Raw genomic sequence first — 21,404 nt, 5'->3', positions numbered from 1 at the left:
ACAGAAAGCGATGGCTACTATTCAGGACCCTCTCTACGTAAAACTCTGCGCAAAACTCGCTAGCAAATTGAGTATCAGCCTGGCTAGTGCCAGAAACCAAGTGGATCAAGCAGCGGCTAAGGAGGGTAAACGCGATGTTCAAACGCGGCGAGCTCTTGTTCAGTCGATGCTGGATGCACTAGACAGAAGTGGCAATGACCGCGTCGCTAACCTCAATAGCCTGCTTAAAAACAGTGAAGGCAACGGTAACTTCATTCTCGAAGATTAATTGACACTGTCCGTATTTATCTGTATTCAATGCTCAAAGATTTGATTAAAACGCAGTCGATCTAGCTCGGCAATAACTGGAATACAGGCGAAACAGCGCTTTGCTAGATCCCAACGGCCTTCCCTACGCAACATTGTTTCAAGCCGATCCCGTGCCGGTAATAGGTGACGTACATCATTTGCTGCATAGGCGAGTTGTACGTCAGTTAGCTCTTCTACTCTTCCCCAGTCACTACTCTGCGCACCTTTATCCAGCTCTACTCCCACCAACTCCATTACCAGATCTTTCAGACCGTGTCGCGGAGTGTATGTCCGTCCCAAACGACTACCCACTTTGGTGCAAAACAAAGGCCGAACGGAGATTTCTAACCCGGTGGCAAGAGCAGCCACATCAAAACGAGCAAAATGAAACACCTTCTCCACGCTCGAAGCCTCAAACAGATGTTGGAGGTTTGGTGCATGGAGTTGACCAAGGCCGATGCGTACACAGGCGACATGATCTTGCGCGTCAGCGATCTGAACCAAACAAAGGCGATCCCTACCATGGATTAGTCCCATCGCTTCCGTATCAACCGCCAGGCAAGGCATTTGAAGGTAGCGCTCTGTCCAGGACTCATTTAAGTCCCCATCGAAAACAGCGAACTCGGCAGGAATTGAAAGGGAACCGGCCATAGAAGCAATGGATGGTGCCTATTAGTCTCGCTGGCAGAGGCACGGAAAACCTGAATTAACCCATCTGGAATTTCAAAATGAAATCAGTCCTGATAAGATTTAGCATCCTTCTCTTCCAAATCTCGATCCTAGAACCTTAGGTACTTAAAGTAACTCACCCTTTGGACTGTGATCTGGTGGTGTGTTGAATCTGTTGAGGTCTAATAGAAGGATGCGGCGGTATAACTACCTTTGTGAGACAAATTCAAGTTGCACCTTTTTAAGGCCGCACTCCAACAAGTGTCAGACTACCTTAAGCGACATAAGTCAGTCAACAACTGCACCTAGCACTATTGTTCGAGAGGATGTTAAGGGTCGGGTTTCACGTCTTTAACCAAGAGCGCATAACAAGGCAGGGCGACTGATGGACCCTTGACGCACGTAGCTAGGTTATCCCTAACCGATTCGCAGCGTACTCTTCTAGAAAGGAGGAACTGCTTCGGGCGATCCATGCCTTCAGGCTTCCAATCAATCCTGCTGCTCACTATCTTAATAACGATTGGGCTCGTGTTCTTCCTACGTGCTGCCACCAAAGATCGCACCACAGTGGTAGACATCACATCTCCTCAATCTCCACTGACGGTTCTGGAAGGATTAAGCACCTGGCTGGAACAACGTGGCTGGAATCGTGATGGTGGCGATGCTGAGAAACAGGTTTTGCGTTTTCGTGGTCGCGTGGCCTCTAGCCAAGCCTTAGCCATTTTACTGTCCATTTTGGGCACCATTGGCTCTTGCTGTTTTGGATTGGTGTTACAGCAACTCATACCCCAGCTGGGCGGGTGGCCGCTACTTCCCTTGATTGGTCTAGGCCCCCTTGCTGGTCTAGTTTACAATCGCCGAGCAAATCGGACCGAGTCCCTAGAACTTCAATTACTAGAAACTCCGCCCCAGGGAGGTAGTTCCTTAAGGCTACGCGCACACCGGGATGAATTAATTGTGATCGAGCTAGAACTTGCGGAGGTGCTCCAACTCGCCAGTGATGGCTCCTTATTATCATCACCAATCTGAAATATGCTTTTGCTTGGTCAGATGCATCTTGTAAAACTCACTATTCCACTCATAATTAGCTTTCTATCTGTGATCAACCTTAGCAACGACCCAGACCCAGGCTAAAAGTCAACAAAATTGGCTCCCTGCAGAGAAGCCAATACCTCCGCAGCGTCGTATTGAGAATGCAAAGCGATGCCCTCCTGTAGCTGACCCAGATCCTCTACTTGGTCGCCGCACCAAAAAACAAGGACAATGGTTAGGTGCAGAGTAAGTACGGCCCGATCTTCCCATCGTAGTAATGGCTGGTCACGCTGACTCTCAAAATATGATCAGTGCTGGGACACCTGGTTATGCAGTTAGTGTTCGCCGACAGCTACCGATAGATCGCTCCATGCGTGACGAGCTCTATTGGAATCTTAAGGCGCAGAACGCTATTGTTCATCTCGGCCAAAAGCAAGGCCTCAATATCATCTCTTACACCCCTTCCCAACGAACCATTTGGGATGATAAAGACCCGCAGACTAATTGGTCGCAGGCCAGTCTGCTATCTAGCAAGGGACATTATGTAATCGAAATTCACTTCGATGCCTATAGCCCCCATGGCTCCGGATCGGGATTAATACCAGCGATTAATCGCCCTCTCAACACCGTGGATGAATCCCTTGCTCAATCTTTTGGGCGCTTTCCCAGACTCTTTCGCGGGGGTCTTGGGGGTCCCTTGCGAGGTATCGGCATTCTTGAACTTGGTATGCTCCAACCTCCTCTAGAAGAAAAGCTTCGCAACATTGAAACGCGGGCCCAAACAATTGAGTGCTTAGGTTTCCGCGTTGTCAATGCTCTTGTCAAAGGCATTAATCAATCGCCTGATACGGCCGGCAGCGCTCGTCTAAAGACGTATCGCTCAACCAGTCCTGGGGCGTAGTAAAAAGGTCGGTTAACAAAGCTTCCCGAGAGCCTGGCTCAGCCGTGTAACCGTACTCCCAACTCACAAGCGGAGGGAGTGACATCAAAATCGATTCGGTTCGGCCATTGGTCTGGAGTCCAAAAATTGTTCCCCGATCCCACACCAGGTTGAACTCCACATATCGGCCACGACGATAAAGCTGAAACTTCCTTTCTCGATCGCTGTGGCTTATTGCATAACGCTTCTCAACGATCGGTGCGTACGATGGAAGAAAAGCACGACCGTTAGCCTGCCCGAGCGCGAAAAGCTGCTCCCAGCTTAATGAGCTATCACCGAGTTCTGAGGAGATTCTTGCGGCTACTCCGTTCGGATTCTGGCCTTTGTAGAGAGTGCCTCCCGAATCTTGATAGTCGTAGAAGATCCCACCAACGCCACGGGTTTCGCCACGATGTTTCAAATAGAAATATTCATCACACCAAGGTTTGAATACCTTATGAAGGTTTGGATGAACTGAGTCGCAAGCCTGCCGGTAGGTAAGATGGAAATGGCGGGCATCTTGCAAAAAAGGGTAGTAAGGCGTTAGGTCGGCCCCACCACCGAACCACCAAACTGGTCCAGCCTCGAAGTAACGGTAGTTGAGATGAACTGTGGGAATGTAGGGGTTACGCGGATGTAGCACCATAGACGTGCCCGTAGCAAACCAGGGGTGTCCCTCCGCTTCTGGGCGTTGCTTGAGAATTGAGGGCGGCAACTCTTTCCCCTGAACCTCTGAGAAATTCACGCCTCCCTGCTCAAAAATGCGTCCCTCGCGCATCACACGGGAGCGACCACCTCCTCCCTCAGGGCGGATCCAAATCTCTTCTGCAAATCGCCCTCCCCCATCCAGTGTCTCAAGACCCGCGCAGATTTCATCTTGCAATCCCATAACCATCGCCCGGACACGATCACGCGAATCCTTTGGGAGGACTTCCAGTTGAGGTGTCGACTTCCCTGTCTCCTTGCGTCCTAGAACGCGGCAAATCAAGGAGCGAACCATGCCTTTAGATTGAGTATAGATAATAAAACCTAAACAAGTCGGCTTAGCTCTAGACAAGACCTCGTGAAGGTCTGTTATGGGAAGCGCTCCTAAGATTCGCACTGAACTTGAGCAGCGGATGACTTCGGCCGAGCAGGCGACCAGCGCCCTCGAACAGGTAAGAGATTTGGGCAGCGGCAAAACGGCACTGGAACTTGGTTGGATTAATCAAATCCGCATCACCCCTCCGCGCGCAGTCTTTCGGTTAAATTTGCCTGGTTTTGCCCAAAGTCAGCGCAACCGTATTGTTTCAGAAGCTCGTGAAGCTCTACTCAGTCTTAGCGGGATTGATGAGGTGCAAATCGAAATCGGACAACCTTCAATTCAAAGAGGAGGCATTGGGCAATCTGGTCATGGCCAACTCGCTGAACGCCAGGCTGTTCCAGGCGTTCGTCAAGTGATTGCCGTCAGTAGTGGTAAAGGCGGAGTCGGCAAAAGCACAGTTGCTGTGAACCTCGCGTGTGCTCTGGCACAGCAAGGCCTGCACGTTGGGCTCTTGGATGCCGATATCTACGGGCCCAATACGCCCACTATGCTAGGAATTGTCGACCAAGCACCCGAAGTCACAGGCAGCGGCGACACGCAACGTATCAAACCGATTGAAAGTTGTGGTATCGCCATGGTGTCCATGGGACTGCTAATTGATAAACACCAACCGGTGATCTGGCGCGGCCCCATGCTCAATGGAATTATCCGTCAATTCCTTTACCAGGCTGAGTGGGGTGAGCGAGATATTCTTGTGGTGGATTTACCCCCAGGTACAGGTGATGCGCAACTTTCTCTCGCACAATCCGTACCAATGGCTGGGGTTGTGATTGTCACGACGCCTCAGCTGGTGTCATTACAAGACGCCCGCCGTGGCCTAGAGATGTTCCGGCAGATTGGAGTTCCTGTACTTGGGGTGGTTGAAAATATGAGCATGTTTATCCCACCCGACATGCCAGATCGCCATTACCCTCTGTTTGGCAGCGGGGGAGGGCGTCGCCTTTCAGAAGACTACGAGATCCCCTTATTAGCCCAAGTCCCAATGGAGATGCCTGTGCAAGAAGGAGGCGATAGCGGCCGTCCAATAGTTATCGGCTGCAGCGACTCAGCCAGTGCTTTGGAATTTCGTGTCCTTGCTGAACGGGTTATTCGACAGGTGAGCTCGCCAGCCTGAGCATGTTTGTCAGGAGTCACTTCCGAAAACCACAGAGAGAATGGGTTCTTTGGGGAGTGCCTATCGGTATGACCGCCGTCGCTGGATTTCTTATTGCGAGCACACAGCGCCAGGCAGACTATGCCGACTGGTATCACCACTGGATTACGGCAGGATTCGGCGCTTCAGTGGCATTGAGCCTAGAGCGACTACCGCTGAAGCATCTCAAACCTCTCCTTATTCCGATTTATGGACTGACTGTGGCTAGCCTTGTGGCTGTGCGGCTCGTAGGCACGACCGCACTTGGAGCTCAGCGCTGGATCAGTATCGGAACCGTTCATATCCAACCCTCAGAATTTGCCAAAATCGCTGTAACTTTGTTGCTGGCCGCTGTGCTCTCGAAGCATCCAGTAAAGCAACCAACTGACCTATTACGCCCCTTTGGAGTGATTGCGCTTCCGTGGCTTCTGGTGTTCATCCAGCCTGATCTTGGCACATCTTTGGTCTTCGGAGCCTTGATGTTAACAACGCTCTATTGGTCAGGAATGCCGATTGAGTGGGTCGTTTTACTGCTCTCCCCTCTGATTACAGCCCTACTTGCAGGCATCTTACCCTGGATGATAGCCCTATGGATTCCTCTTGCGGCACTCTTAGCTTATCGATCTTTTTCTCGGAAACGCTTCACCGCTGTAGTCACTATTGCCATTCACGGGGCCATGGCAAAGGTTACTCCATGGCTTTGGATGCATGGCTTGAAGGATTACCAACGAGACAGGCTCGTGTTGTTTCTCGATCCCAGCCAGGATCCTTTAGGGGGTGGATACCATCTTTTGCAAAGCATGGTTGGCATTGGATCCGGCGGCCTTGTTGGAACAGGACTACTCCAGGGTCAGCTGACAAAACTAAGGTTCATTCCCGAACAACACACCGATTTCATTTTCAGTGCCCTCGGGGAAGAAACCGGTTTCATCGGATGCCTTCTTGTCATTCTTGGTTTTGCCCTACTAATGACACGTCTGCTTCAAGTTGCCCGAAATGCACGCTCTGATTTTGAGTCACTCGTGGTTGTTGGTATCGGAACAATGCTGATGTTTCAGGTGGTTGTAAACATCTTCATGACTATCGGTCTCGGTCCTGTTACGGGAATTCCCTTGCCGTTCCTGAGTTATGGACGCTCTGCGATGGTTGTGAACTTTGTTGCCCTTGGTTTGTGTCTATCGGTATTACGACAAAGCCGCCGCCCCTTTGCTGGCCTTCGTTGAACTCACCCACCTTCACCGAACTGCGTGAACGACTTGCAGAGGGAGTTCCTCCTGGACAATGCGACGAGATTGGCGTTCGTCGGTTGTGGCGGGCTGCCTTGGACACACTTCAACAAGAGCTCATTCGTCTTAATGTCACGCAAGGGATGTGGCTAGCTGCTCCTCTTCCAGCTCTTCATGAACCTCAACTGCTCCAGCATCTGCAGGGATGGGTTTGGGCACCTGAACACCTTAACCGGCTTAAAAGAAGAATCATTGCTCTGCCCGATCATCTGGGGGGTAATAAAACAGTAAGGGCCCAAGCTCAGGGTGGTTCTCTTCTCAACTATCAGTGCTTGGCGTTGCTTCCTGACGATGGTCACGATCCTGTGTTAATGGTGATTACGCCCACCCTCCAGGTGGTCGTGGCGCTGCATGGCGAACCCCAGCAACGTCAACTGCTGATGCGCTGCGATCCCGCCAGCCTAGGTGAGGTCTTAGCGTTTCTAGAACGTCGCTTAGAAGAACAGTCGCCCAAACAAGCGGAACAGCTCCATATTGCCCTTGAATCACTCGGGCCATTGCACAGCGACAAACAACTGAACGAGCGGTTTTGGTCTACTCTAGCAGAACGTCTCGCGGTATCAGAACCAGAGTCAATAATTAGGCCAGCGATGCCACCAAAGGTCAAGCTCCAAAATGGATCGGATGACCTCGACCTACTAGAAGCTCTAACCCACGAAGTACGGACACCCTTGGCCACGATCCGCACATTGATCCGCTCATTGTTGCGGCGTAAGGATTTACCCGATTTGGCCATACAACGACTGCAGCAAATCGACGTCGAGTGCAATGAGCAAATCGACCGGTTTGGCTTAATTTTTCACGCTGCTGAGTTGCAAAGGCAACCTACAGAGACCATTCTAGCTCGCACGAATCTAGAATCGATTCTCGAAGCCTTAGCCCTAGCATGGAGCGAGCAACTCAAGCGACGAGGAATTCGTCTAATTCTTGATTTGGATCATAATTTACCTGCGGTACTGAGCGACTCCCGCCGATTAGAGGCCATGTTGGGCGGTTTGATTGACAGGAGCAGCCGTGGCCTTCCTACAGGAAGCAAGCTAAAACTAGGCCTTCAGGCTGCTGGACTCCGTGTGAAGCTTCAACTCCATGTTGTTTTACCCAACAGCATAAAAAACACACCGACCTCAGCATCAACTCGAGAAAAGCTCGGAACACTTTTAAGCTGGGACCCAACTACAGGCAGCCTCCAACTCAGTCAGGATGCCACGCGTCGCATGATGGCTAGTCTTGGTGGTCATTACAGACCCCGACGTGATCGAGATCTTACTGTTTTTTTTCCTATTGACGGCAACTCCGATTGAGCAAGACGCAACAGCGAGTTGTTCAAGCGTGTGAAGCTTGTCGTCGACGTCTGAGTCGAGACCAAGTCATGATGCTAGCTTTCGGCCGTATCGGCCAGTCTGGACTTTCGAAACCATGACAGCATCGGCTTTGAACGGTCAACTCCCTCAATATATCGCCAGTACAGGGGGTTTACTTAACTCTGCAGAAACAGAGGAAAAGTACGCTATTACCTGGACCAGTAATTCAACTCAGGCTTTCGAGCTACCTACAGGTGGTGCTGCCATGATGAATACCGGCGAGAATTTAATGTACTTTGCCCGCAAGGAGCAGTGCCTTGCGTTAGGCACCCAGTTGCGTACCAAATTCAAACCTAGAATGGAAGACTACAAGATTTACAGGATATATCCGGGTGGTGATACGGAATTCCTACATCCCAAAGATGGTGTTTTCTCCGAAAAGGTGAATGAAGGGCGTTCTATGGTTGGTCATAACTCACGCCGCATCGGTCAGAATGTGAACCCATCTACAATCAAATTCAGCGGTCGCAACACCTACGAAACTTGACTTCTGCGGTACTGCCTGGGGGTTTTAGACTCTAGCTCCCAGGACGGGTCCAAAAAGATGCATGTTCAGTCCTGATCGCAACACCTTTCACAGAGCCGTAGCCAGCGGCGCCAACTTGATTCCTCTAGCTAAGAGCTGGCCGGCGGATCTCGAGACTCCACTCACCGCTTGGATCAAGGTGGGGGCAGGCCGCCCGCCTGGAGTCTTGCTAGAGTCCATCGAAGGGGGTGAAACTCTCGGTCGATGGAGCGTGATAGCCAGTGATCCACTCTGGACAGCGTCAGCTCGAGGGAACCGCCTAGTTCGGCGCTGGCGCGATGGCCGTGAAGACAGCCTAGAAGGTAACCCGCTTGAATCCCTGCGTACTCGTCTACGGTCATATCGATGCGTCAGCTTGCCGGGACTACCTCCATTGGGCCAAATTTACGGCATGTGGGGCTATGAACTTATCCGATGGGTTGAGCCCTCTGTACCTGTTCATCCAAGGCTAAGCACCGATCCTCCAGATGGAATTTGGATGATGATGGACGCGATTCTGATCTTCGATCAGGTGAAGCGACAAATCACAGCAGTGGCTTTCGGTGATCTCATCAATGAGCAGAACGAAGAAAAGGCCTGGCAAAAAGCTATGGCTCGAATAGAACGGCTGCGCAAGCGCATGGATGCCCCACTGCCAGTGACAGAGCCATTAAATTGGAGTACCAACGCCCGCTCTTTACCTGATATAACCAGCAACCGCAGCCAGGCTGAATTTGAAACAGCAATCAACACTGCCAAGAACCATATAACAGCAGGGGATGTCTTCCAGTTGGTCATTAGTCAGCGCTTTGAAACACAAGTGTTTCAAAGCTCCTTAGAGCTGTACCGAAGCCTCCGGATGGTTAACCCCTCGCCCTACATGGCGTTCTTCGATTTCGGTGATTGGCAGCTGATCGGATCGAGTCCAGAGGCGATGGTACAAGCAGAACAAGTAGCAAATGGAATTCAAGCTAACCTGCGTCCGATTGCCGGTACGCGTCCCCGTGGGGAAACTTCGCAAGAAGACAGTGAACTGGAGGTAGATCTGCTAGCGGATCCCAAAGAGCGTGCCGAACACGTAATGCTCGTTGATCTGGGCCGAAACGATCTTGGCCGTGTCTGTCGGCCAGGCAGTGTTTTCGTTAAAGATTTGATGGTGGTTGAGCGGTATTCACATGTCATGCATATTGTTAGTCAGGTGGAAGGACGCCTCGATCCAAACCGTGACGTTTGGGATCTCCTAATGGCCTCTTTCCCCGCAGGCACTGTGAGCGGCGCGCCAAAAATTCGCGCCATGCAGCTGATCTATGACCTGGAGCCGGATGCCCGAGGCCCCTATTCAGGAGTTTATGGTTCCGTCGACCTGGCGGGAGCCCTCAACACCGCCATTACTATTCGCACAATGGTGGTGCAGCCAAATAGTACAGGTGGGTGTCGCGTAAAAGTTCAAGCTGGTGCCGGCGTGGTTGCCGATTCCAAACCAACGGCGGAGTTTGAAGAGACACTTAATAAAGCTCGCGCCATGCTCACCGCTCTTGCCTGTTTAAATCCGGTGGGATTATGACTTCCTCTTTGTTACTGAAAGGCTTTGAAGTCGAACTGTTTACAGGCCTACCCTCCGGGCAAAATGTCGGCATTGCAAGTGAAGTTGCTGATGCTCTCGATGACTTTGTTACCGAACCAGACCGTCGCAATGTGGAGTACATCACAGCGCCAATCGCTGATTATCAGCAACTCAATGAGGCACTTCTACGACCTCGTCTACGTTTGCGAACTTGGCTCGCTAGGCGAGATCTCACTTTACTTCCAGGTAGCACTCTTAGTCTTGGAGATAGCAGTCGCTTCGAACGCTCCGATCCAACGAATCCTTACCACGATCTAATCGAGTCGGCCTACGGCACCCGTGTGGTGACAGCGAGCATTCACATTAATCTGGGAATCACTGATCCAGACTGGTTGTTCGCAGCTGTACGTCTGGTGCGCTGTGAAGCAGCCCTTTTGCTTGCGCTCAGCGCCAGTTCACCATTTTTAGACGGGCGTGCAACTGGGCATCATTCCCAACGTTGGCAACAGTTCCCTCTCACGCCGGCACAAGTACCACTTTTTCGTAATCACAGCCATTACATCGATTGGGTTCAAGAACAATTGGCTTCTGGTGCCATGCAGAATGAACGACACCTTTGGACATCTGTCCGACCCAATGGTCCAAATCGTCCCCATGAATTAAATCGAGTCGAACTACGAATTTGCGATCTAGTTACCGACCCTGCTGAGCTCCTTGCCATCACGGCACTAGTCGAACTAAGACTGCTACTTCTAAAGGACAATCGCGAGAGTCTCGACCCTCTTTTTAGCAGCTCTCTTTCCACTGAAGAGTTGGCAGCACTCAGCGATGCTAACGACGCTTCCGTTGCATACTCGAGTCTTAATGCCGAGCTCCATGGCTGGAAAGACGGTCAGCGCATCCGCTGCCGAGATTGGATACAAACGCTGATTGATGACGTAACTCCCCTGGCTTCAACACTGAATCTTGAACAGGTACTGACACCGCTCCATGCTGTCCTCAAGAGTGGAAACCAAGCTATGCGCTGGGTTGAAGCCTATGCGGAAGGCCATCAAATCTCGGAACTTCTACAGACGGCAATTGCTGAAATGAAAGAGCAAGAAAAAGCAAGACTCACAGCAGGCCTCTCTTTGGGATGATCATGGTCAACCCCGAGCAGCATGGAATCTTCATGCCCGAACCTACTGCCCATGCACTCCGAGGCAAGCAGCCTAAGAGGAACAGGGATAGTGGTGTGGTTTCTAATGCTGGGCGATTGCTACAGAACCGTCTAGCACTGGTAGAAGATCTATGGCAAACCGTCCTTCGTAGTGAATGCCCGCCTGATCAAAGTGCTCGTCTATTGCGACTCAAACAGTTGAGTGATCCTGTTGCTCTTGAAGGAAGGGGAGGCAACAGTGTAAGCGAAGCCATTATCGAACTGATCCATGCCATGGATCTATCAGAGGCAATTGCAGCGGCTAGGGCTTTCTCATTGTATTTTCAGCTGATCAACATTCTTGAGCAACGCATCGAAGAAGACAGCTATCTCGACAGCCTTAGTCCTCAGAAACCAGCAAAAGGCGAAAAAAGGGAAGTTTTTGACCCATTTGCACCACCGTTAGCAAACCAGGCAGATCCGGCCACATTCGGCGAGCTGTTTGAGCGCTTGCGACGCATGAACGTACCGCCGGCTCAGATAGAAGCCCTACTCCAGGAGTTAGATATCAAACTGGTATTTACGGCTCATCCTACGGAAATTGTTCGCCACACCGTTCGTCACAAACAGCGACGGGTGGCCAACCTTCTTCAACAACTACAGTCTGATGCGCCCTTGGCGCACCGAGTTAAGGACGGTTTACGCCAACAACTTGAAGAAGAAATCCGCCTTTGGTGGCGTACTGATGAACTCCATCAGTTCAAACCAACGGTACTAAACGAAGTGGATTCGACTCTTCACTACTTCCGACAGGTGTTGTTTGATGCAATGCCTCAGCTACGTCGTCGACTCACTTCTGCCTTACTCAGTCACTACCCCGACGTACAGGTCCCGCAAACGTCGTTCTGTACATTCGGATCTTGGGTTGGCTCTGACCGAGATGGTAATCCCTCCGTGACACCTGACATTACCTGGCGCACTGCCTGCTATCAGCGTCGGCTCATGCTCGAACTGTATATTAACTCCGTACAAGCTTTACGTGATCAACTAAGTATCTCGATGCAGTGGAGCCAGGTGGCGCCCTCCTTGCTCGAATCACTGGAGATGGACCGGCTGCGTTTCCCAGAAATCTATGAGCGTAGAGCCACTCGCTACCGACTTGAGCCCTATCGCCTCAAACTAAGCTATATCTCGGAACGATTGGAGCGTACTCTCAAACGTAACGATCAGCTTTCAGATGCTGGATGGCAGAGCCCGAAGAATGCTATTCCAACAGACGGGCCTTCCAGGCTGGGAGCGCTGCACTACACCTCAATCGATCAGTTTAGAAATGATTTGGAACTGATTCGCAATAGTTTGATTAGTACTGGGCTGTCTTGTGAGCAACTCGATACTCTGCTTCATCAAGTGCATATCTTCGGCTTTTCACTAGCCAGTCTTGATATTCGGCAGGAGAGTACTCGACACAGCAACGCTATCGACGAACTCACGCGTTTCCTCGAGCTACCACAACCCTACAACGATATGGAAGAGCCTATGCGAGTGGCCTGGCTATTGGAGGAGCTTCGTACTCGACGACCTCTAATTCCAACGGCAGTTCACTGGTCTGAGACTACCGCAGAAATCATTGCCGTCTTCCACATGTTGCGTCGACTTCAGGAGGAATTTGGCCAACGGATTTGCCACTCTTACGTGATCTCAATGAGTCATACGGCTTCCGATTTATTAGAGGTTTTACTACTTGCGAAAGAAGCGGGTTTGGTGGATCCATCTGCTTGCAAAGCGTCTCTTCTGGTGGTACCACTATTCGAAACCGTGGAGGATTTACAGCACGCTCCTGCCGTTATGAACGAGCTGTTTAATACATCCCTTTATAAGGATCTTTTGCCTAGGGTGGGAATGCGGAGCCAGCCTTTACAGGAGCTAATGCTCGGCTACTCCGATAGCAACAAAGATTCTGGCTTTCTATCGAGTAACTGGGAAATCCACCAAGCTCAAATTGCACTCCAGGAGCGAGCTAGTCGGCAGGGTATCGCCTTGAGGTTATTCCATGGACGCGGTGGCTCGGTGAGCCGTGGTGGCGGTTCGGCTTATCAAGCCATCCTCGCCCAACCCAGCGGCACACTGCAAGGCCGCATCAAGATCACAGAACAAGGTGAGGTACTCGCTTCTAAGTACAGTCTGCTGGAACTCGCTCTCTATAACCTCGAGACTATTACGACAGCAGTTGTGCAGAACAGTTTAGTAACCAATCAGCTCGATGCGACCCTAAGCTGGAACCAAGTGATGAATCGACTTTCGGCACGCTCACGTGAACACTACCGCGCCTTGGTCTACGATAACCCTGACTTGGTGGCTTTTTTCCAACAGGTAACACCGATTGAGGAGATCAGCAAGCTACAGATTTCCAGCCGGCCAGCCCGTCGTAAAACCGGAGCAAAGGACCTTGCGAGTTTGCGGGCTATTCCTTGGGTATTCGGCTGGACTCAGAGCCGCTTCCTGCTTCCAAGTTGGTTCGGCTTTGGTACAGCCCTAGCCGAAGAGGTTAAAACGGACCCCGACCAACTAGATCTTCTACGCCGATTGCACCAGCGTTGGCCCTTTTTCCGGATGTTGATCTCCAAAGTGGAGATGACCCTCTCAAAAGTGGATCTTGACCTAGCCCACCACTATATGAACAGCCTTGGGAAATTAGAACAACGCAAAGCTTTTGAAGCGATCTTCCGGATCATTGCCCAGGAGTATTCCTTAACACGAAGACTTGTCTTAGAGATTACCGGACAACCCCGATTACTTGGGGCGGATCAAGAACTACAGCTCTCTATAGACTTGCGTAATCGTACGATCGTCCCGCTGGGATTTCTCCAGGTTGCCCTTCTGAAACGACTGCGGGATCAAAACCGTCAACCACCCATGAGCGAAAGTCCAGGAGCACCAACAGGGGATACTTGTATCCGTACTTACAGCCGCAGTGAGCTTCTGCGTGGGGCACTGCTCACATTGAACGGCATTGCTGCTGGTATGCGCAACACCGGCTGAACCTTGCTCCCCTTCCTTCGACAACCAGCAGCAGCCCCAAAGCTCCCAAGCGGATACAGGCTCGATACAACGACGGCTCCCTCACCAACCTCTATCAACCGGTTGCTGCGTGCATGCCAAGAAGCCACTCACGACGAAGCAAGATGGCCCCTTGCCCTTGAGCGCAGCCTATGGCAAATCAGCATAATCGAGGAGGCCGGAGAAGAGCTGGTCGGTTTCGTACGAGCCACAAGCGATTTAGCCCTTAATGCCAATCTTTGGAATCTTGCGGCGCGACCAGGCCCTGATCAACCAGATTTGTTTGCTGTACTCGTTCATCGGGCTCTTCACACTCTACGTCAGGACCTTCCGGGATGTAGTTTTTCTGTATTAGCACCATCGGCTGCTCTTAGCGCCCTGCGGTCTAATGGCTTTGTGATTGACCCGAATGGCATCCGCGCAATGGGACTCAAATTAAACTAGGTCGTAGTCGACAAAATACGAGCATGGAGGGACTCGAACCCCCGCCCCTCAGAACCGGAATCTGATGCTCTATCCAACTGAGCTACATGCCCACTGATCGGTTTAAAACCGTAGTAGAAGATCGGCTAACAGACCCATCTTTGAGAGGTACCTTACCCAAGCATCGCTTCATCACCCATACGGCTAAATAAACTTCAATTGCGGGGGTTCCGGAATTACTCCGTTTTGCAATTGAAATTGACCGAGTCACGTTTGTTAATCATTGGTCCTAATGGCATCGGTAAGTCGAATCTACTAGAAGCAGTAGAATTGCTTGGCAGCTTACGCTCCCATCGCTGCAATCAAGATCGTGACCTCATACAGTGGAATGCCCAAGTAGCCTTGCTTCAAGCTGATGTGGGTGACGATGATCACTTGGAACTGAAATTGCGTCGCAGCGGTGGTCGCCAAGCACGGCGCAACGGTAAAATTCTAGAGCGACAGGCCGATCTGGTTGGTCCCTTGAGCTGCATCAGCTTCAGTGCACTCGATCTTGACCTTGTTCGTGGTGAGCCTGCCCTACGCCGTCAATGGCTTGACCGCATTGTTTTACAAATTGAACCTATCTATGCAGATTTGATTAGCCGATACAACCGGTTATTAAGACAAAGGAACCAGCTGTGGCGTAGCTATGGGCAAAGTATATCAGAACGCAATGGCCTTCTCGATGCCTTCGACGTTCAAATGGCACTTATCAGTACACGCATTCATCGTCGTCGTCGCAGGGCGTTACATCGCTTGGAACCGATTGCTCAGCGATGGCAATCGCATTTGAGCAGTGGCAAAGAACTCCTCCAACTCCGCTATCAGCCTGGAAGCCGACTAGAAGGAGAAGAAGCAGAAGAACCCTGGCGTATGGCGATTGCAGAGCAACTCCGCAACCAAAGGACGGAGGAAGAACGTTGGGGCAATTGTCGCATTGGACCGCATCGAGATGAAATCGCGATGGTTTTGGGGAATAACGCTGCGCGACGTTTCGGTTCAGCTGGTCAGCAGCGCTCTCTTGTGCTGGGACTTAAGCTGGCCGAACTGGAGTTGTTAACCGAACTTTGTAAACAACCGCCACTTCTATTACTTGATGACGTTCTCGCTGAACTGGATCCCATTCGACAACAACTCTTACTAGAAGCGGTGGGGAATGATCACCAATGCTTGGTGAGTGCCACGCATCTTGATGGCTTTCATGGCGGTTGGCGTCAAGGGGCTCAGATTTTCGGAGAAAAAGAACTTAGAGATGGATTCAATGTCGGATAGTCTCTTCACTTGTTTTTCATTTTTCGCCTGATGGAGCAGAGCTTGTCTGCCCTGCATCCCCACCCGGGACGGGGGGACACCACGCTTCAGACCACCGACATGGTTGGTAAGCATTGCATTCTCGAGCTGTATGAGTGTGATCCCAGCCGGCTCAACGATGAATCTTTCCTACGAAATAGCATCGCGATAGCTGCGAAACGTGCTGGTGCAACGCTGCTCAATTTAATTGCCCACCGTTTTGAGCCTCAAGGAGTGACCGGGTTGGCTCTTCTAGCTGAATCCCACATTTCGATCCACACTTGGCCCGAATCCGGGTATGCGGCTGTAGACGTATTCACCTGTGGTGATCACACCATGCCAGAACAGGCCTGCGCCGTGCTTTGTGAATCTCTGTTAGCTAAGCGCCACGTTCTGAGAAGCTTTCTCCGGGAAACCCCCATTAAGATAGCCACCAGGACTCGCGAACCTTCACCTGTCTAGATCACCACTTGGCCTTCACCTCAGTAAACACAACACAAAGACCTTTTAACGATGTTACTGCTGTTGGGAGGGTGGCTGAAGAGCGGCACCAGTTCGAACGGTGCTTTGTTGATGACGATTCAGCTTGCCACTCACCAACCCTTCAAGATCTAGACTAACCGAGATAAATCCAATGGACCGGAAGAATTTTACTAAACCATCGGTCTGTGATAAGGCTAAAACAACATCAATCTGCTGGCTAGGCACTTCGATGCGTGCTTCAAGACCATTACTGCGAACCCGAACACTGGTCAGGCCCCGAGCGGTCAGCCACGCTTCGGCCCGGCCGACCTGATAAAGGCGTTCTGCCGTGATAACCTGCCCATAAGGAAAGCGCGACGACAAACAAGGCTGAGCTGGCTTGTCCCACCATGGGAAACCCAAAGCCTGAGAGATCCGTCGTACCGTCATCTTATCGATACGGAGCTCCGCTAGGGGAGAACGCGAGCCGGCCTGATGGGCCGCTTTAATTCCTGGCCGATAATCATTAAGATCGTCTAGGTTTACACCGTCGACCACTTGCATAGCACTGTTAGCTGTAGCTATTAGCTTGAGATGGCGATGCAATTCCTTTTTGCAAGCGAAGCAACGGTCAATAGGATTGTTACTGTAATTGGGATCCTCAAGTTCAGAGGTAATCAGCTCCTGATGACGTATTCCCAACCAACCCGCTTGATAACGAGCTTCTTGCAGTAGATGAGGAGCCAAAGCGGGAGAAACCCCCGTCACGGCTAGAGCAGAGTCGCCTTTGCACTCGTACGCAATGGCTGCCACCAGAGTACTGTCTACCCCTCCCGAATAAGCGATGCAAAGCGATGAGTGTTCTTGCATCCAGTCGCGAAGATTTGCAAGCACTTGCTTCTCTTTATTTGGTAATAACTTCTGCAATCGGAACATCAGCAAATGAAATCGAACAATGTCGTTAGGCTCCAACGGTAGGAGCCGACTCCATGCCACAAAGCATCGGCATTGTCACCGCCGCAGGCAGTCGCGAACGCAGCCACGGTCAGCTGCATATCTACGACGGAGATGGAAAAGGTAAAAGTCAAGCAGCCTTAGGAGTAGTTCTTCGAACAATCGGTCTCGGTATTTGCGAACGACGGCGCACACGTGTACTACTGCTTCGCTTTCTCAAAGGGCTTGATCGCGCCTACGATGAAGACGCCGCGATCGAAGCTCTGCAACAAGGCTTTCCTCACCTCATCGATCATTTGCACACTGGCCGCGCGGACTACTTCACAGCGGATGAATCCACACGCTTTGATCGAGATGAAGCTCAGCGTGGCTGGGTAATTGCGAAGGGGGCAATAGCCAGCGCCCTCTATTCCGTAGTGGTTCTCGATGAACTCAACCCAGTTCTAGATCTAGGTTTGCTCGATGTCGACGACGTGGTGCACACTCTGAGCAATCGACCGGCAGGGATGGAGATCATTGTGACTGGACGAAATGCCCCTTCTGCACTCGTTCGGGAAGCAGATCTTCATTCAGAAATACGCGCTCACAGTTGTTCTGAGATTGGAGACGAACGGATAATCCCCCTTAAGGTCAAGGGTAGTGGCATCGAGATTTACACAGGAGAGGGTAAAGGTAAGTCCACCAGTGCCTTAGGTAAGGCCCTACAGGCAATTGGTCGAGGTATTAGCCAGGATGAAAGTCATCGGGTACTGATTTTGCAGTGGCTTAAGGGCGGCACGGGATACACTGAGGATGCGGCAATAGCTGCTCTCCGGGAGAGCTATCCTCATTTGGTAGATCACTTGCGTTCTGGTAGGGATGCCATTGTCTGGCGCGGCCAACAGAAGCTTATTGATTACGTTGAAGCCGAAAGGGCTTGGGAGATCGCCTGCGCTGCCATCTTGAGTGGTCTTTATAAGACAGTTATTTTGGATGAACTCAACCCTACTGTGGATCTGGAACTCCTCCCAGCGGAACCAATTGTGCAAACACTTCTGCAAAAATCAGCCGAAACCGAGGTAATTATCACGGGCCGCTGCAAACATCCACCTGCCTATTTTGGTCTAGCCAGTATCCACTCCGAGATAGTTTGCCACAAACACTACGCTGAACAAGGTGTGGATCTCAAACGCGGCGTGGATTACTAAAGCGTAAATCGTAGAATTTTCAGTAACGTGGCAAAGTGGGGTCGACTTCTTTTGCCCAGGCATCGATTCCTCCTGTCACGTTGACGGCTTCTATGCCATGGTCAGCGAGAATCTGGACCGCACGTGCAGAACGACTGCCCAACTTGCAGTGTACAAAAAGTTGACTTCCTTCGGCTAACAACCGCACACGCTCTATAGCCTCCCCATTTTCAATCGTTGCCAAGGGAATCAGGGTTGCTGTCGAGATGGCAACCACCTCGGCCTCTGCCGGGTTGCGAACATCCAGAAGCACGATATCATCCGCGCCACTATCCAACAAAATCTTCAGATCAGTCACGCTGATGCTCTTAAGTGCAGGAGACGTCATTTCTGATGTTGCTGGATGACAAAACTGTTCATAGTTAATCAGGCCTTTAATCGGAGGGCGATCTGGATCACGGCGCAGGGTGAGTTCTCTAAAGCGCAGGGTGAGTACATCGACTACTAACAAGCGGCCATTCAAACAACAACCGATTCCTGTGATCAACTTGATCACTTCGGCAGCCTGAATGAGACCAATCAGACCAGGAGTCACCCCCATCACACCAGCCTCAGCACAAGAGGGAACTACCCCTGGTGAAGGAGGTTTAGGTAACAGATCTCGATAATTCGGGCTATGGGGGTCGATATTGAAGACCGTGACCTGACCTTCGAATCGCTGAACAGAACCATAAACAAGTGGCTTACCCAATAAAACACAGGCATCGTTAATCAAGTATCGGCTAGGAAAATTATCTGTGCCGTCACAAACAAAATCATAAAAAGCAATCAAGTCCATGACGTTGGTGATGTCGAGCATTACCTCATGCACATCAACCTGGCAGTTAGGGTTGAGTTCACGAAGTTTCGCGGCAGCGGATTGGGCTTTTGAGCGCCCTAACCAAGTGGAATCGTGAATAACCTGGCGCTGCAAGTTGGAGAGCTCTACGACATCTCCATCAACGATGCCAATTCGACCTACACCAGCTGCAGCGAGGTAAAGGAGCAATGGCGAGCCCAGACCACCCGCCCCAATGCAAAGCACCGAAGAGGCCTTAAGTCTTTCCTGACCAGACGTTCCCACTTCGGGAAGAATTAGATGCCGGGCGTAGCGTCCCTGCTCACTCGCGGACAGACTCTGCATCGAGGAGGGTTGGCTCTGCTGCATAAGTGTGATGATTCTCACAGACCTCAATGAGAATTTCTAACGGTTTCCGATCCGAACCCATCCACCAGGCACGCAAACCTTCTATACCAGACAAAATCAACATTAAGCGCTCGGGTTCAGCCAAACAACGGTCCCAATTCGATGGTTTTGCTGGCGTCCGAGGATGAGAATGGTAGACACCTAGAACTTGCAAGTCCCGTGATCTTGCCCAGCGCTGAGCAGCAATCTGTTCACGAGGATCTAAAGAGAAACGGCTAAGGCGACTTCCTCTCCCTGAGCCGTTAACTGAAAATTCGCTCATACCCCAAACATTGCAACAAGGCCAAACCGTCACCAGCGTTAACAACGGGGTCCAACAACCTGTCCCGAGAAGCAACCCACATCCTTCGTAAGGATTTACCACTAGCGATGAACGCTGAAGAATCGTGAGGCATTGATGATCGAAACGCAGCAACGATGGCACAAAGGGCCGCTCACCGATACGCTCTGCTGACTGAGTTAAGACTTCTACTTTTCCCATGAGTGATGCCACCACCGAAGTGAAAGAAGACTCCACTAGCGACACTTGGAGGTCAAATGTCGGCTCAACAGCATCGCCCGAGGAAGAGAAAACCTCTTTTGCTAGTCGTTACAGCGATGTTCTGGGAAGTGTAAACCAAATCCTCGATCAGGTGGACTGGAACCAGATGGGGCGTATTGGCAAGATTATTGGAATTTTTACCGCTGTGATCGTTGCCCAGATTCTAATCAAGGGTGTCCTCGACACGATCAATCTACTACCAATCATTCCTGGTATATTGGAGTTACTCGGCCTCATTGTGGTTGGTCAATGGAGCTGGAAAAACCTAGCCACAAGTGAGAAACGCACTGATCTTATCCAGCGGGTTCAAACGGTTCGCCATGAATATTTTAGTTGATTGTTTAGCTCAGTTTCCGGGCCAGTCGATTTAGACAGGCTCGGACCTGGTTCACATAACCACCTCCAAATAAATTGGCGTGATTTAACAAATGGTATAGGTTGTAAATCTCGACTCGCTCTTCGGCGGCGGGCGCAGCAGGCAAAATCGAGTAATAAGCACGGTAAAAACTTTCGGTAAATCCTCCAAAAAGGTGGGTCATTGCCATATCAACTTCAGGGTCCGCCCACCAGGTCGCTGGATCATAGATTGTGCCACGGCCATCAACTAAGGAAGCAGCATTTCCTCCCCATAGATCGCCATGAACTAATGCAGGAACGACGTCGCGCTGATCAAGGTGGCGTACTAGAGCCTTCAAAAAATCTTTTAAACCAGCGGCATCTATTCCAAAACGTTTCAACAGGTTCAACTGAGGACGTAGGCGAAGGTCTACAAAGGCTTGACCCCAGCTGGTTCGCCATCCCCCCGGCTGGGGACCGGCGCCAATGTATCCATCCCGATACCATCCGAAGTATTGATGGCCCTGATGCATTGAAGTCTGATGCATCAGGGCTAAGCCATGGCCAAGAGACTGCTGATTATTCCCTTCTAGCCTTAGCCATGGCAGCAGTAAAACTGCGCCATGGCGCAGTTGAATCAATGACTGAGGTTGAGGCACGATTAAAACGTCCGGATCTGCATAGTGAGCAAGAGCATCGAGAGCCTCGGCCTCCACCTCAAACAACTTGATGGCATCTGTAGGACCTGTTTTGGCGAATATCTGGCGTCCATCACTAAGTTGAAGCTGCCAAGCTTGATGAATACACCCCCCTCCCACCGGCACAGCGTTGGTGAGCTCAGAACCTGCTAAAGGCCCATCGGTCGCCATGAGATCGTCCCAAAGATTGCTGCTCACTCTCAAGGCGCCG

Annotated in this window: 23 protein-coding genes and 1 tRNA gene; 15 read left to right on the top strand and 9 right to left on the bottom strand. The window is 51.1% G+C overall.

Annotation, left to right across the window (positions count from 1 at the left end; all coding sequences use genetic code 11):
• The first annotated feature begins 10 nt into the window (after nt 1-10).
• Nucleotides 11-268: a hypothetical protein gene (locus ABWV55_RS04940; RefSeq protein ID WP_353291081.1), complete on the top strand. Its 258-nt coding sequence runs from the start codon at nt 11-13 to the stop codon at nt 266-268.
• Nucleotides 269-294: 26 nt separating this feature from the next.
• On the opposite strand, the gene ABWV55_RS04935 is transcribed toward ABWV55_RS04940, so the two are convergent.
• Both ABWV55_RS04935 and ABWV55_RS04930 read right to left on the bottom strand, forming a co-directional pair.
• Entirely contained in the window at nt 295-939 is a 645-nt protein-coding gene (locus ABWV55_RS04935) for a ribonuclease D (protein WP_353291080.1), read from the bottom strand.
• Nucleotides 940-1,286: 347 nt separating this feature from the next.
• A complete protein-coding gene (locus ABWV55_RS04930) occupies nt 1,287-1,430 on the bottom strand; it encodes a hypothetical protein (RefSeq protein WP_353291079.1) in 144 nt (47 codons plus the stop codon).
• Here ABWV55_RS04930 and ABWV55_RS04925 point away from each other — a divergent pair.
• The gene (locus ABWV55_RS04925; RefSeq protein ID WP_353291078.1) at nt 1,429-1,986 is read left to right on the top strand and encodes a cofactor assembly of complex C subunit B; all 558 of its coding nucleotides are present in this window, start codon (nt 1,429-1,431) and stop codon (nt 1,984-1,986) included. The two genes, ABWV55_RS04930 and ABWV55_RS04925, sit on opposite strands and share 2 nt — an antisense overlap.
• A 108-nt stretch (nt 1,987-2,094) precedes the next feature.
• Here ABWV55_RS04925 and ABWV55_RS04920 read toward each other — a convergent pair whose 3' ends face one another.
• Nucleotides 2,095-2,259: a hypothetical protein gene (locus tag ABWV55_RS04920; protein WP_353291077.1), complete on the bottom strand. Its 165-nt coding sequence runs from the start codon at nt 2,257-2,259 to the stop codon at nt 2,095-2,097.
• A gap of 7 nt (nt 2,260-2,266) precedes the next feature.
• On the opposite strand from ABWV55_RS04920, the gene ABWV55_RS04915 reads away from it, so the two are divergent.
• The gene (locus tag ABWV55_RS04915) at nt 2,267-2,890 is read left to right on the top strand and encodes an N-acetylmuramoyl-L-alanine amidase (RefSeq protein ID WP_353291076.1); all 624 of its coding nucleotides are present in this window, start codon (nt 2,267-2,269) and stop codon (nt 2,888-2,890) included.
• Here ABWV55_RS04915 and hemF read toward each other — a convergent pair.
• Nucleotides 2,820-3,908, bottom strand: a complete 1,089-nt coding sequence (gene hemF, locus ABWV55_RS04910) for an oxygen-dependent coproporphyrinogen oxidase (protein WP_353291075.1) — start codon at nt 3,906-3,908, stop codon at nt 2,820-2,822. The two genes, ABWV55_RS04915 and hemF, sit on opposite strands and share 71 nt — an antisense overlap.
• Before the next feature lie 118 nt (nt 3,909-4,026).
• Between hemF and ABWV55_RS04905 the strand changes: the two genes are divergently transcribed.
• The 8 genes from ABWV55_RS04905 (at nt 4,027) to ABWV55_RS04870 (ending at nt 14,479) form a co-directional block, all read left to right on the top strand.
• Nucleotides 4,027-5,106: an Mrp/NBP35 family ATP-binding protein gene (locus tag ABWV55_RS04905; RefSeq protein ID WP_353292585.1), complete on the top strand. Its 1,080-nt coding sequence runs from the start codon at nt 4,027-4,029 to the stop codon at nt 5,104-5,106.
• A gap of 2 nt (nt 5,107-5,108) precedes the next feature.
• Nucleotides 5,109-6,347, top strand: a complete 1,239-nt coding sequence (rodA, locus tag ABWV55_RS04900; RefSeq protein ID WP_353291074.1) for a rod shape-determining protein RodA — start codon at nt 5,109-5,111, stop codon at nt 6,345-6,347.
• Entirely contained in the window at nt 6,344-7,711 is a 1,368-nt protein-coding gene (locus ABWV55_RS04895) for a sensor histidine kinase (RefSeq protein WP_353291073.1), read from the top strand. Before rodA ends, ABWV55_RS04895 begins: the two co-directional genes overlap by 4 nt.
• Nucleotides 7,712-7,826: 115 nt before the next feature.
• Nucleotides 7,827-8,258: a photosystem I reaction center subunit II PsaD gene (locus tag ABWV55_RS04890; RefSeq protein ID WP_353292584.1), complete on the top strand. Its 432-nt coding sequence runs from the start codon at nt 7,827-7,829 to the stop codon at nt 8,256-8,258.
• Nucleotides 8,259-8,319: 61 nt separating this feature from the next.
• Nucleotides 8,320-9,840 (top strand): chorismate-binding protein, encoded by a 1,521-nt coding sequence (locus ABWV55_RS04885; RefSeq protein WP_353291072.1) that lies wholly within the window; start codon nt 8,320-8,322, stop codon nt 9,838-9,840.
• The gene (gshA, locus tag ABWV55_RS04880; RefSeq protein WP_353291071.1) at nt 9,837-10,979 is read left to right on the top strand and encodes a glutamate--cysteine ligase; all 1,143 of its coding nucleotides are present in this window, start codon (nt 9,837-9,839) and stop codon (nt 10,977-10,979) included. The genes ABWV55_RS04885 and gshA overlap by 4 nt, the downstream gene beginning before the upstream one ends.
• Nucleotides 10,976-14,017 (top strand): phosphoenolpyruvate carboxylase, encoded by a 3,042-nt coding sequence (gene ppc / locus ABWV55_RS04875; protein ID WP_353291070.1) that lies wholly within the window; start codon nt 10,976-10,978, stop codon nt 14,015-14,017. The genes gshA and ppc overlap by 4 nt, the downstream gene beginning before the upstream one ends.
• A 3-nt stretch (nt 14,018-14,020) precedes the next feature.
• The gene (locus ABWV55_RS04870) at nt 14,021-14,479 is read left to right on the top strand and encodes an N-acetyltransferase (protein WP_353291069.1); all 459 of its coding nucleotides are present in this window, start codon (nt 14,021-14,023) and stop codon (nt 14,477-14,479) included.
• Nucleotides 14,480-14,497: 18 nt separating this feature from the next.
• Here the strand turns inward: ABWV55_RS04870 and ABWV55_RS04865 are convergent.
• Nucleotides 14,498-14,571, bottom strand: a tRNA-Arg gene (locus ABWV55_RS04865).
• A 106-nt stretch (nt 14,572-14,677) separates the two neighbouring features.
• On the opposite strand from ABWV55_RS04865, the gene recF reads away from it, so the two are divergent.
• A complete protein-coding gene (recF, locus tag ABWV55_RS04860) occupies nt 14,678-15,772 on the top strand; it encodes a DNA replication/repair protein RecF (protein ID WP_353291068.1) in 1,095 nt (364 codons plus the stop codon).
• Between the two features lie 30 nt (nt 15,773-15,802).
• The gene (speD, locus tag ABWV55_RS04855) at nt 15,803-16,252 is read left to right on the top strand and encodes an adenosylmethionine decarboxylase (RefSeq protein ID WP_353292583.1); all 450 of its coding nucleotides are present in this window, start codon (nt 15,803-15,805) and stop codon (nt 16,250-16,252) included.
• Between the two features lie 54 nt (nt 16,253-16,306).
• Here speD and larE read toward each other — a convergent pair whose 3' ends face one another.
• Complete coding sequence (gene larE, locus ABWV55_RS04850) at nt 16,307-17,188, bottom strand: ATP-dependent sacrificial sulfur transferase LarE (protein ID WP_353292582.1); 882 nt, start codon at nt 17,186-17,188, stop codon at nt 16,307-16,309.
• Nucleotides 17,189-17,241: 53 nt separating this feature from the next.
• Between larE and ABWV55_RS04845 the strand changes: the two genes are divergently transcribed.
• On the top strand, nt 17,242-18,393 hold the full coding sequence (locus tag ABWV55_RS04845) for a cob(I)yrinic acid a,c-diamide adenosyltransferase (protein ID WP_353291067.1): 1,152 nt from the start codon (nt 17,242-17,244) through the stop codon (nt 18,391-18,393).
• A gap of 19 nt (nt 18,394-18,412) precedes the next feature.
• Here the strand turns inward: ABWV55_RS04845 and moeB are convergent, their stop codons facing one another.
• Nucleotides 18,413-19,579: a molybdopterin-synthase adenylyltransferase MoeB gene (gene moeB, locus ABWV55_RS04840; protein ID WP_353292581.1), complete on the bottom strand. Its 1,167-nt coding sequence runs from the start codon at nt 19,577-19,579 to the stop codon at nt 18,413-18,415.
• Complete coding sequence (locus ABWV55_RS04835; RefSeq protein ID WP_353291066.1) at nt 19,533-20,099, bottom strand: M67 family metallopeptidase; 567 nt, start codon at nt 20,097-20,099, stop codon at nt 19,533-19,535. The genes moeB and ABWV55_RS04835 overlap by 47 nt, the downstream gene beginning before the upstream one ends.
• Between ABWV55_RS04835 and ABWV55_RS04830 the strand changes: the two genes are divergently transcribed.
• Nucleotides 20,098-20,496, top strand: a complete 399-nt coding sequence (locus tag ABWV55_RS04830; RefSeq protein WP_353291065.1) for a CAAD domain-containing protein — start codon at nt 20,098-20,100, stop codon at nt 20,494-20,496. The two genes, ABWV55_RS04835 and ABWV55_RS04830, sit on opposite strands and share 2 nt — an antisense overlap.
• Nucleotides 20,497-20,500: 4 nt before the next feature.
• Here ABWV55_RS04830 and ABWV55_RS04825 read toward each other — a convergent pair whose 3' ends face one another.
• Complete coding sequence (locus ABWV55_RS04825) at nt 20,501-21,391, bottom strand: fructosamine kinase family protein (protein WP_353291064.1); 891 nt, start codon at nt 21,389-21,391, stop codon at nt 20,501-20,503.
• Between the last annotated feature and the right edge of the window lie 13 nt (nt 21,392-21,404).

It is taken from the genome of Synechococcus sp. M16CYN (assembly GCF_040371545.1).
Taxonomy (GTDB): Bacteria; Cyanobacteriota; Cyanobacteriia; order PCC-6307; family Cyanobiaceae; genus Parasynechococcus.
This window is presented reverse-complemented; position numbering and strand designations above follow the sequence as displayed.

Excerpts from the sequence above, each read along its gene's own strand:
- ABWV55_RS04915 (WP_353291076.1), top strand. The coding sequence starts at position 2,267 with ATGGCTGGTCACGCTGACTCTCAAAATATGATCAGTGCTGGGACACCT.
- ppc (WP_353291070.1), top strand. The coding sequence starts at position 10,976 with ATGATCATGGTCAACCCCGAGCAGCATGGAATCTTCATGCCCGAACCT.
- ABWV55_RS04835 (WP_353291066.1), bottom strand. The coding sequence starts at position 20,099 with ATGGGAAAAGTAGAAGTCTTAACTCAGTCAGCAGAGCGTATCGGTGAG.
- moeB (WP_353292581.1), bottom strand. The coding sequence starts at position 19,579 with ATGCAGCAGAGCCAACCCTCCTCGATGCAGAGTCTGTCCGCGAGTGAG.
- ABWV55_RS04845 (WP_353291067.1), top strand. The coding sequence starts at position 17,242 with ATGCCACAAAGCATCGGCATTGTCACCGCCGCAGGCAGTCGCGAACGC.
- hemF (WP_353291075.1), bottom strand. The coding sequence starts at position 3,908 with ATGGTTCGCTCCTTGATTTGCCGCGTTCTAGGACGCAAGGAGACAGGG.
- ABWV55_RS04930 (WP_353291079.1), bottom strand. The coding sequence starts at position 1,430 with ATGGATCGCCCGAAGCAGTTCCTCCTTTCTAGAAGAGTACGCTGCGAA.
- ABWV55_RS04925 (WP_353291078.1), top strand. The coding sequence starts at position 1,429 with ATGCCTTCAGGCTTCCAATCAATCCTGCTGCTCACTATCTTAATAACG.
- speD (WP_353292583.1), top strand. The coding sequence starts at position 15,803 with ATGGAGCAGAGCTTGTCTGCCCTGCATCCCCACCCGGGACGGGGGGAC.
- ABWV55_RS04885 (WP_353291072.1), top strand. The coding sequence starts at position 8,320 with ATGTTCAGTCCTGATCGCAACACCTTTCACAGAGCCGTAGCCAGCGGC.
- larE (WP_353292582.1), bottom strand. The coding sequence starts at position 17,188 with ATGTTCCGATTGCAGAAGTTATTACCAAATAAAGAGAAGCAAGTGCTT.
- ABWV55_RS04940 (WP_353291081.1), top strand. The coding sequence starts at position 11 with ATGGCTACTATTCAGGACCCTCTCTACGTAAAACTCTGCGCAAAACTC.
- ABWV55_RS04890 (WP_353292584.1), top strand. The coding sequence starts at position 7,827 with ATGACAGCATCGGCTTTGAACGGTCAACTCCCTCAATATATCGCCAGT.
- ABWV55_RS04920 (WP_353291077.1), bottom strand. The coding sequence starts at position 2,259 with ATGGGAAGATCGGGCCGTACTTACTCTGCACCTAACCATTGTCCTTGT.
- gshA (WP_353291071.1), top strand. The coding sequence starts at position 9,837 with ATGACTTCCTCTTTGTTACTGAAAGGCTTTGAAGTCGAACTGTTTACA.
- ABWV55_RS04830 (WP_353291065.1), top strand. The coding sequence starts at position 20,098 with ATGAGTGATGCCACCACCGAAGTGAAAGAAGACTCCACTAGCGACACT.
- ABWV55_RS04905 (WP_353292585.1), top strand. The coding sequence starts at position 4,027 with ATGACTTCGGCCGAGCAGGCGACCAGCGCCCTCGAACAGGTAAGAGAT.
- rodA (WP_353291074.1), top strand. The coding sequence starts at position 5,109 with ATGTTTGTCAGGAGTCACTTCCGAAAACCACAGAGAGAATGGGTTCTT.
- ABWV55_RS04935 (WP_353291080.1), bottom strand. The coding sequence starts at position 939 with ATGGCCGGTTCCCTTTCAATTCCTGCCGAGTTCGCTGTTTTCGATGGG.